General features: G+C 35.4%; 8 protein-coding genes and 1 pseudogene. 3 read left to right on the forward strand and 6 right to left on the reverse strand.

Translation table 11 applies throughout. The features are described 5' to 3' along the window. Positions 1-296: 296 nt before the first annotated feature. Positions 297-944 carry a 2OG-Fe(II) oxygenase gene (locus tag V3595_RS18205; protein ID WP_485908652.1) on the reverse strand — a complete coding sequence of 216 codons (648 nt, stop codon included), beginning with the start codon at positions 942-944 and terminating at the stop codon, positions 297-299. A gap of 588 nt (positions 945-1,532) precedes the next feature. Here V3595_RS18205 and V3595_RS18210 point away from each other — a divergent pair. Continuing rightward, complete coding sequence (locus V3595_RS18210; protein WP_485908653.1) at positions 1,533-2,102, forward strand: hypothetical protein; 570 nt, start codon at positions 1,533-1,535, stop codon at positions 2,100-2,102. 64 nt (positions 2,103-2,166) lie between these two features. On the opposite strand, the gene V3595_RS18215 is transcribed toward V3595_RS18210, so the two are convergent. From V3595_RS18215 to V3595_RS18230, 4 genes are all read right to left on the reverse strand, one after another. Next, positions 2,167-2,955, reverse strand: a complete 789-nt coding sequence (locus V3595_RS18215) for a HipA family kinase (RefSeq protein ID WP_485908654.1) — start codon at positions 2,953-2,955, stop codon at positions 2,167-2,169. Between the two features lie 387 nt (positions 2,956-3,342). Beyond that, positions 3,343-3,780: a HipA family kinase gene (locus V3595_RS18220; protein ID WP_485908667.1), complete on the reverse strand. Its 438-nt coding sequence runs from the start codon at positions 3,778-3,780 to the stop codon at positions 3,343-3,345. A 45-nt stretch (positions 3,781-3,825) separates the two neighbouring features. Further along, positions 3,826-4,914 (reverse strand): glycosyltransferase, encoded by a 1,089-nt coding sequence (locus V3595_RS18225; RefSeq protein WP_485908655.1) that lies wholly within the window; start codon positions 4,912-4,914, stop codon positions 3,826-3,828. Further along, entirely contained in the window at positions 4,914-5,387 is a 474-nt protein-coding gene (locus tag V3595_RS18230) for an NUDIX hydrolase (RefSeq protein ID WP_485908656.1), read from the reverse strand. The genes V3595_RS18225 and V3595_RS18230 overlap by 1 nt, the downstream gene beginning before the upstream one ends. A gap of 342 nt (positions 5,388-5,729) precedes the next feature. Between V3595_RS18230 and V3595_RS18235 the strand changes: the two genes are divergently transcribed. Both V3595_RS18235 and V3595_RS18240 read left to right on the forward strand, forming a co-directional pair. After that, positions 5,730-6,326, forward strand: a complete 597-nt coding sequence (locus V3595_RS18235; RefSeq protein WP_485908657.1) for a serine/threonine protein kinase — start codon at positions 5,730-5,732, stop codon at positions 6,324-6,326. A gap of 212 nt (positions 6,327-6,538) precedes the next feature. Then, positions 6,539-7,898, forward strand: a pseudogene (locus V3595_RS18240) (IS3 family transposase). A 395-nt stretch (positions 7,899-8,293) separates the two neighbouring features. Here V3595_RS18240 and V3595_RS18245 read toward each other — a convergent pair. After that, on the reverse strand, positions 8,294-8,848 hold the full coding sequence (locus tag V3595_RS18245; protein WP_063236547.1) for a GNAT family N-acetyltransferase: 555 nt from the start codon (positions 8,846-8,848) through the stop codon (positions 8,294-8,296). Between the last annotated feature and the right edge of the window lie 358 nt (positions 8,849-9,206).

The following is a 9,206-nucleotide window of genomic DNA, read 5'->3' on the forward strand; positions in this document are numbered from 1 at the left end:
TAGTGTTTAAATACATGCAGATTATTTTTAAATCAAACTTAATGAAAATCCTAGGGTAAAAGCGTGTTTTGAAACCTTGATAGGCGAATCGATTGTTAGGATCAAGAGTGCTCGGAAATTTTGGAGCTCAAAAGGCCGAACCAGTGTTAGTTTAGACTATTGATCATTCTTTTTTAATTTCATCGTTTGGCCATTTTAAATAAACAGATTCCAAATGAACAAATAGGTGCCTTAGTTCATTTGGCACCTAAAATTGAGGCATTTATAGTCCAGCGTTTACATTATCAAGCTGCAGACTATTTTTTTTGTCTCCTCATCCATTGTGTTGCAACCCATTTTTCCCCAGTGATAACGGGCGCTCCACCATGTAAAGTTAGTTCGTTTATGTTTTTATCGTTATAGAAATATTCGAAATATACAGCCATCCCCTTACGCGGGGACACTGAAAAATTCAGTTTAGGAAAAAAAGTTTCCCCTCCATGCTCCACATCATTTAAATACATGATGATTGTACTAATTCTATTATTTTTTGCTGCTATACTTGAAGATGTAAAAAAATCAAAATGAGCTTTATACTCTTGACCAGGAGTATATTTAAGAATTTGAATACCATCTCCATGTTCAATGGGGATATTCATGATTGTTGATATCCTTTTTTCAATTTTGGTAATGATGTCATATTCATTTTCTTGGAAAAACATACTACTGCTTGTTCTTATCTCATTTACTTCGTGCGTAACTCCAATTTTGGAACGATGCATTTTGTCTTTTGACAATTCAATAAGACCGTCACATTCTTCGTCACTCAAAACATTTTCTAAAACTACAATTAGAGGTTCTTCTAATTTAGCAATCACATTAATTTCTCTGTCTTCCGTTTTGATTTTATTTCCAATATGATTAAAAATAGTTTGTTCTTTACTTATTTTATTATCCACTGTCAACTTTCATCGACTCCCAAAAGAATGAATTTTCCGAACAATTAGTTTGGAATATTTTTGTAAGCGTTTTTCTATGTTAATTATACCATGAACGTTGTTATATAACTGTTTCTTATTTCTACTAACAGTGCTTCGTATTATGAGGTCGACCAGTAAAAATTACTGGTTGACCTGGCGCTTGACTATAGCAAACTCTAATCTTTTACATAAAATATAGTAAGCTCACAATATGCACAAGTCTCTTTGTATAGATTTTCATGTGTGTATTTTCACCAAAATCCTTACGTGAATTTATTTCCTTCTGTACAAATAAGAGTAAAAATGACGCTTACTTGCACACATTTTTGTGCAAGTTTTATCATTCTTCCTATTATAGAAGGGCTTTTTCTAAAAAATATTGTTATATAAGCTATTCTTTCAACCCTATAATCATTAATGGAAGACGTTTCCTTTCACAATGTGCATAATGATAAGGGGACGCAGGTTTATCACCCGTTATCATCACTACAGAGCTGTTCAAGAAACTTAGAAAAAAAGAAAAAAAGGATAAAAAGTAATAGTATTATAGGAAATGTTAAGGAGTGATCGAAAGTGGAGGACTTTAAATCTATCTGTGTTACTGAAGGGATTAAAAAAGTGGATGTAATAAAAAATCCAACGTCGTTTCCAATGATTGGTAAGGGGGCGCAAGGGGCCGTTTTTAAAATTTCTTCAGACAAATGTGTGAAAATTTGTGCAAAACCAGAATATGCCGTTAAAGAGGGGAATGTATTGAAAATTGCACAGGAGTCTCCCACTATTCCACGGCTTTATGAGGTGGGGCAAAACTATATTATTATGGAATATCTTGAAGGGCCAACTTTATTCCAATATTTAGAATCTGGAGGAATCCTATCCGAAAAATTGATGAGGCAAATTCTTTTTGTGCTTAAAGAAATGAAGCGTTTAAAGTTTACCAGATTGGATGCCGATTTGCGCCACATTATTGTAACTAAGGAAGAGGAATTAAAAGTAATAGATCATTATAGCTCCTATACAAGGATTCGAAACAGGCCAGAGTTGATATTCAAAGGTTTAAAAAAGTTGGGTCTATTACCATTGTTCTTGGAAGAGTTAAAAGAAATGGATCCCGAATCCTATATGGAATGGAAAGATTTATAAATAAAAAAGTAACTCCTTTAAAGCAAATAAGGAGTTACTTTTTTTTCTGTGGAAGAAACCAGCGTTATTTTGGATTGCTATGATAATGGATGATACGATCTACGATATCTGGCAAGTTATTTTTCTGTTCTAAAAGAAACTTGTAAAGAGCATCTCTATCCTTCGTACTCACATTCCACTCATTAGGGATGGATTCGATCACTTCATAGATCGATTTGTTCGGCAATTGCACTATTTTTTCTATATACGATGTAAGCTCTTTGTGATCATCGAGAAGAGAGAAGGCCCATTTATAAAAAGGCCAATGGTAGTTATATACCGGTGTTTCACTTAGCGTTTGAGCAGACCATTGGTAACGTCCCGGAAAAACTCTGCCATGATCAATCATATGGACATAATAGCCACCATCACTGAGAATTTCCAAAATGACATTCATCGTACCTCGGTCAGAGTTATTCACCCATTGGTCGAATACAGTTATACCGGCAAGCATATCTCGGTTTTTAACCTCCGTCTTAGTGGGAGGATTTTCTCTAACATTCTCGAAAACTGTACTGTTTTCAATAAAAACACAACCATATTGGTATCCAGAACTATAGTTGTGTTTAGTGGATTGTAATTCAGGAGTCTTCTTGATAAATTCTTCAGGTATATATAAAATCTCAAATGGGATAACGGGAAGTGAAAGGAGCTCTGCCAATTTGCCGATCAGGTATTCATTGACCACTTCTTTTTCTCTTCCTTTCTTAGTACCGAACCACTTCACGACATATTCTTTACCATCGCTGAAAAGAATGACATGAGCTGTTCCGCCCCTTAATGTTTGTACATATCGAACTGGATATTTTGTCATATCACTTTGTCTCCTTTAAAAATATTTGTCTAGCTCTTTTTCATTTTTACCTTATCTTTTTTATTAACACTATTGCTCTTGTATTTCTTGTATTGATTGATGAAATTGGTTATAAGGTTCGGAAAATAACTTTTCTGTTCTACAAGAAAAATGTAAGCGCTTCACCACCTCCTTCGCGACTTCCCACTCTTCAGGGATGGATTGGGTAACTTCATAGTTAATTCGTATGGAAGGTATACAATTTTTTCTACAAACGATGTAAAATCTTCTTCATTAAGCATAGAGGAAGCCCATCGTTTAGTTTCTTGGTAAGGGATATCATATTTCAGTTTCTGAGTAAGCGTTTTTGCGGACTGCTGATATCCACCCGGAAAACATATTCCATGATCAATCATGGACAAAATAGCCGCCTTCACTAAGGTGTTCCAGAAGTAAATTGCTCATAGTCCGATCAATATTATTCACCCAAAGATCGAATACCACCATTCCGGTAAGCATATCGTGATTTTTCACTTTCGTCTTGGATGGAAAAGCTTTAAATACTTCATCTAGTACAATACGGTTATCGATAAATAAACACACATATTCGCATCCTGAACTGAATTTGTATTTTTTGGAATGTAATGTAGGGATTTTCTTTATGAATTTGTCTGGGATATATACTAGTTCGAAGGGGACAACAGGAAGGGAAAGGAACATTGCTAAATTATCGACTACATACTCATTACTACTTCGTTGACTCTTTTTTTCAGTACCGTTCCATTTCACTACATATTTTTTACCGTCGCTAAAAAGAATGTCATGAGCCGTTCCACCAATTAATATTTGTACGAGCTCAACTGGATATTGGACTGACCCATGGTTTCCATGTCAATTAACTCCGTTATTTTTTTCTATTAAGCTGTATATCCTTTGTTGTTCGATTATTTGTTTATTCAAATCAAAATTTTCATCAATTACCTGTCTTGCACTTCTGGTATATCTCTTCCATACTCTTGGATGACTCAGGAAATATTTTATACCTTGAGCCAATTTTAAATCATCTTTCTCAGGAACAAGGTATCCTGTTTTTTTATGCTCAATCAATTCCGGAATCCCTCCGTGAAAGGTAGAAATGACTGGTAAACCGCTTGCCATGGCTTCTTTTAATGCATTCGGGATCCCTTCTACATCGCCATCTTCGCCTGTTTCACTGGCAAGGCAAAAGAGGTGGGAATCTCTTAATTCGTTAGAAATTTGGTTTGAATCCATTGGTCCTCTAAGAAAAACGCGTTCGTTTAATTGGTTTTCATCAATGAAAGCTCTTATCTTCTCTTCATCTTCGCCTGTCCCAATGATGTGTAGTGTCGTTCTTGGATATTCCTGATGAATCCGTTGAAAAGCCTTCAAAAGCGTAAGAAATCCTTTTTTCTCGACAAGTCTGGCCACAGACAAGATTCGGATTTCTCCTTCCTTAGGTAGGGAACGTTGGACAAATGGGTATAAATTTAAATCCAGTCCCCCATATAGTACATGTATTTTATCTTCTTTAAATCCTAATTTTTTTAATTCATCTGCAAGAAAATGGCAAACTGCAAAACAACCAGCTCCATGTTTTACTAAATTTTGATATCGGAGGACATTTTTGCGAAATCTCTTATATGTTTGAGTGGAAGAATCACGTCCTCGAAAATGTACAATCAAAGGAATATCATACTCTATAGCTGTTGGTAAAATATCAATGGAATGTTTCCCTTGATGAGCATGAATCGCGACGACATTTTGCTCCTTAAAGAAGGCTCCAAGGTCTTGAATTTCGTTTAAATTATAATAATGTTCAAACTGAAATTGAACATTGTCGCTATTTGGGTAAGGTCCTATTACAATAGGCCGATATTGATCCAACATAATGATCTGATTGTACATAAATCCTTGATTTATTTTAATAGGCTCTCTAATGTAAAAAGCGATTGTCTTCATTATTTCAATCCCTTCCTTCCCTCTAAAATCAAATTTTCGATAAAACTTTGAAATATTTGTCGATCTCGTTCAGTTAAATCTTGCGGAAAAGCGGACCATTTAAAAAATTGTACCTTTTGTATTTCTATATCATCAGGTTTTAAATCTCCGCTGAGTATTTCTTCAGTCACGTAAGCAATATTGACTGGAAAGTATTCATCACCATTAGGAAGCTTCGTAAAATAGTCCTTCCCTGAAAAAACGCCAATTAATTGAAGGTTGCCAATGTTAATCCCTGTTTCCTCCAAAATTTCACGTCTGCATGCCTCTTCCGCAGATTCTCCTAATTCAATAAAGCCGCCTGGCAATTTCCACATTTTATCGGATTGTACCATCAGAAAACGGCTGTTCTGATCGATAACCAAAACGGTGACCCCCGTAAGTAACAAAGCTCTAGTCCCAACGAGAGCACGTAAATCTTCAATGTATCCCATCACAAGTCTCCTTTCTAATCATTTCCTTTCTGGTTTTTACTCTTTTATAGTAAATGCAAAATAGAAAAGATTCGAAACGGACAAGTACATATATTTGTATGTTTTTTGTAAAGTTCTTAATTGTATGTGTATGAGCATAAGACACTGAAGAAATGCTGGGAAAAGCTTTCCTTAAGGAATTATGCACCAATTGCTAATAGGTTCCTTCTCGTCCTTAAGAACCCAGTAAAAGAGGGTATGAATTAATTTTGTGAAAAAGTGTTATTAACCTAAAGCAACTAATCGATGATTTCATATTATAGGTTATGGTTATTAAAAAGAAGAAAAGAGGTGCAAGATTAGATGGATGATTTTAAATCAATAAAGGTTGAGAGAATAGAAAATAACGGTAAAAAAGAACTTATTATTCATAATCCAACCACATTAAAACTAATTGGGGAAGGAAGTCAAGGTGCAGTTTTTCAACTTGATGAAGATCTTTGCGTAAAAATTTATGTCAATCCAAATGCAGCAACTAAAGAGGGGAAAGCACTTGAAGCAGCGAAGGAAACTCATATTGTTCCGAGGTTATATGAAGTCGGACCAAACTATGTCATTATGGAGTATTTAAAAGGTCCCAATCTAAAAGATTATTTGAAAGGAAAGCAAGATATTCCCGAATCGTTTACAGAACAAATCATAATGATTCGAAAGGAACTAAAGAGAGTTGGATTTATTAGAATCAAGACCTCAATCGGACATTTTGTTGTAACAAAGGGAAATGTGCTGAAAGCAATCGATCATTCAGATGGCCTCACAATGAATGACCCATATAATCCGAAGATGTTTCGTGATCTAAAGAAATTGGGGTTATTGGATTCATTCCTGGAACAAGCAAAGAAAATCGATCCTGAATCATATGAAGACTGGCAGAAAAATATCGATTTCAATGCGATATAGGAAACCTACCCGTTAGGATGACAATATGGGCAGAGGCTTCAGCAAAGGCTCTAACCGGTGCAAGTATGTCATACGTCAAAAAAATTTATGATGAATTCCTCACAAAACCAATTATGTTGTACAAGCAGGAAAATCTAAAAGAGTCGATTCCTTAACGTTGAACTGCACCCCAATTGTTAGACACAACTTACAATTGGAGGTGTAGTTTTTTTATGGCGAGATTTTCTTCAGGAGAAAAAATACAGGCAGTAAGACCATATAAAGATGGTAATGAGGGAGGAAAAACAATTGCTAAATCTATTGGTGTTCATCCGAGTTTACTCCATCAGTGGATTAAAAGATTGAACTTTTTGGTGTAGATGCTTTTGAAAAACGCTATACACCCTACCCCGCACAGTTTAAACTAGATGTACTCAATTATATGAACGAACACGGGACGTCTATCAGGGAAACAGCGGCGATTTTTAATATTCCATCTTATGAAACACTTCGAAAATGGAAAATTGCTTATGAAACAGGAGGATTTGATGCCCTACAATCAAAGAAAAAGGGGCGTCCATCCATGAAAAATAAAAATAATAAGACATCAAATTCTCAAGTACCCGATGAAGGATCAATAGAGGCTTTACAGGCGGAGAATGAACGTTTACGTATGGAGAATGCCTATTTAAAAAAGTTGAATGCCTTAGTTCAAAACAAGGAAAAATCACCAAACAAGACAAAGCACAAGTAGTCTATGAATTAAGGAATGCATTCTCGGTGAAAGCACTTATACAGCTCGCAGACATTCCGCGTAGCACGTATTACTATTGGGTGAAAAACTTCGGTCGTCCTGATCCAGATGCAGAACTGAAAGTATTGATTAAATCTGTTTTCGATGAACATGAAGGTCGGTTTGGTTACCGACGTATTCGTGATGAACTTAGAAATCGCGGACACAAAGTAAACCACAAAAAGGTACAACGTATCATGAAAGAACTAGGGCTAAAATGTCTTGTCCGTATGAAAAAATATCGCTCTTACAAAGGAACTGTGGGCAAGATTGCACTAAATATTTTAGATCGCAATTTCAAAGCTGAAAAACCAAATGAGAAATGGGTTACGGATATTACAGAGTTTAAATTATTTGGAGAAAAGCTATATGTATCTCCGATATTGGACTTATTTAATGGAGAAATCATTACGTATACAATCGGTTCAAGACCAACCTACTCACTCATTTCAACGATGTTAGATCAAGCTTTTGAACGCTTAACAGACGACGATACTCTCCTTATTCATTCAGATCAAGGCTGGCATTATCAAATGAAACAATTCCGTGATGCCCTTAGGGAACGTGGCATTACGCAAAGTATGTCTCGCAAAGGGAATTGTTACGATAACGCTGTTATGGAAAATTTCTTTGGTATCATGAAATCGGAACTTCTTTATCTAAAAGAATTTGAAAGTGTGGAACACTTTAAACAAGAACTAGCAAAATATATAGAATACTATAATCACAAACGAATCAAGGCAAAATTAAAAGGCATGAGCCCGGTACAATACCGAGCTCATGCCCAACAGGCTGCCTAACGATATAACCTGTCTAACTTTAGGGGGTCAGTTCATTTTTACTGGTCGACCTTATAATACGAACGCACCCGTTAGCCATCTATGAATCGCAAAAATCGGCGATTCACCACAAAGAATGAAAATGGTTAGGAAGTGTCAATGCTGATACTGACCTTAATCCAGTCAACCCTAATCCATAGACTAATTAATTAACGCTCTCCTCTTTTTTTAAACGATTGAGCAGGGTCTTCTTAAGTATTGTCATTTTTCCATTTTCAAAGAAACTTATTTTCATGGTAGTTCTATAAGAAAAGCGATTCTTATTAAAGAATCGCGCCCTTTAATTGAATAAGAAGGGACTATATTTTATTGAAATTATCGTCAACAAACCTCTTCATTTTATCTGTACAAGAACGCTAAGTTTCCAGGTTAGTAATTTTGCCGAAAAGTAATGCATCATAATACTTATCCTCTATAAAATAGTGGTCTTTTAATCGTCCTTCTAACTCATACCTGTTCTTTTCAAGTATCCGTGCAGAGCCAATATTTGCATGCACTACCATAGCATGGAGCTTATGAAGATTAAGTGATTTAAATGCAAAATCACTTATCAATGCAACAATCTCTGTTCCATACCCCTTATCCCAATGATGTTTATGCAACACATAACCAATTTCAGCTTGGTTTGCTTCTTGGTCAAAATTGAAAATTATGGCTGTTCCTATAATTGCTTGAGTTAATTTTTCAACAATGGAGGAATATAAATGAGTTCCTGCCGACTCACGTTTTAACATTATTTCAATGAACTGACGAGTTTCCTCCAAAGTACTCATCAAATTCCAGCCAATAAATCGTGAAACCTCTTGATCTGACGCATAATGATGTATCTCTTGAACATCCTCTATCCTTAGTGCTTTGAAGTAGATTTTTTCACCCTCTAATGAATGAAATAAAACAGCCTGCTTCTCCATTTTAACCTCCTCTAACTACGCTTTGTTAATGAACCTCCGATGGTAGCGAAAATGTCCCCAATTAAGGTTAAATATCATCGCACTCATCTTAGTATATCCTTTCAAATAATTTTCCATATATATGTTTCAACTGTTTCCTCGGCAATCTGGCCCTTTAATGGAATAACATGACTGACGTTTTTAAACAACTTTATTATGTTTTAAACGACTTTATTGTGAATTAAACAACTTTAATGTCACTTAACAGTATTCCTTATGGAACTCCCTCAGTTTAATACGATTTTCTCACAAATACTCGCTTATTCGCAGGATTTCATCACCATTGAATTTAAGTTCACGGTTAAATGGAGTGATTTCA

The sequence above is a fragment of the Bacillus sp. CFBP9009 genome (assembly GCF_036541465.1).
Lineage (GTDB): Bacteria > Bacillota > Bacilli > Bacillales > DSM-1321 > Peribacillus.

Excerpts from the sequence above, each read along its gene's own strand:
- V3595_RS18215 (WP_485908654.1), bottom strand. The coding sequence starts at position 2,955 with ATGACAAAATATCCAGTTCGATATGTACAAACATTAAGGGGCGGAACA.
- V3595_RS18225 (WP_485908655.1), bottom strand. The coding sequence starts at position 4,914 with ATGAAGACAATCGCTTTTTACATTAGAGAGCCTATTAAAATAAATCAA.
- V3595_RS18230 (WP_485908656.1), bottom strand. The coding sequence starts at position 5,387 with ATGGGATACATTGAAGATTTACGTGCTCTCGTTGGGACTAGAGCTTTG.
- V3595_RS18235 (WP_485908657.1), top strand. The coding sequence starts at position 5,730 with ATGGATGATTTTAAATCAATAAAGGTTGAGAGAATAGAAAATAACGGT.
- V3595_RS18245 (WP_063236547.1), bottom strand. The coding sequence starts at position 8,848 with ATGGAGAAGCAGGCTGTTTTATTTCATTCATTAGAGGGTGAAAAAATC.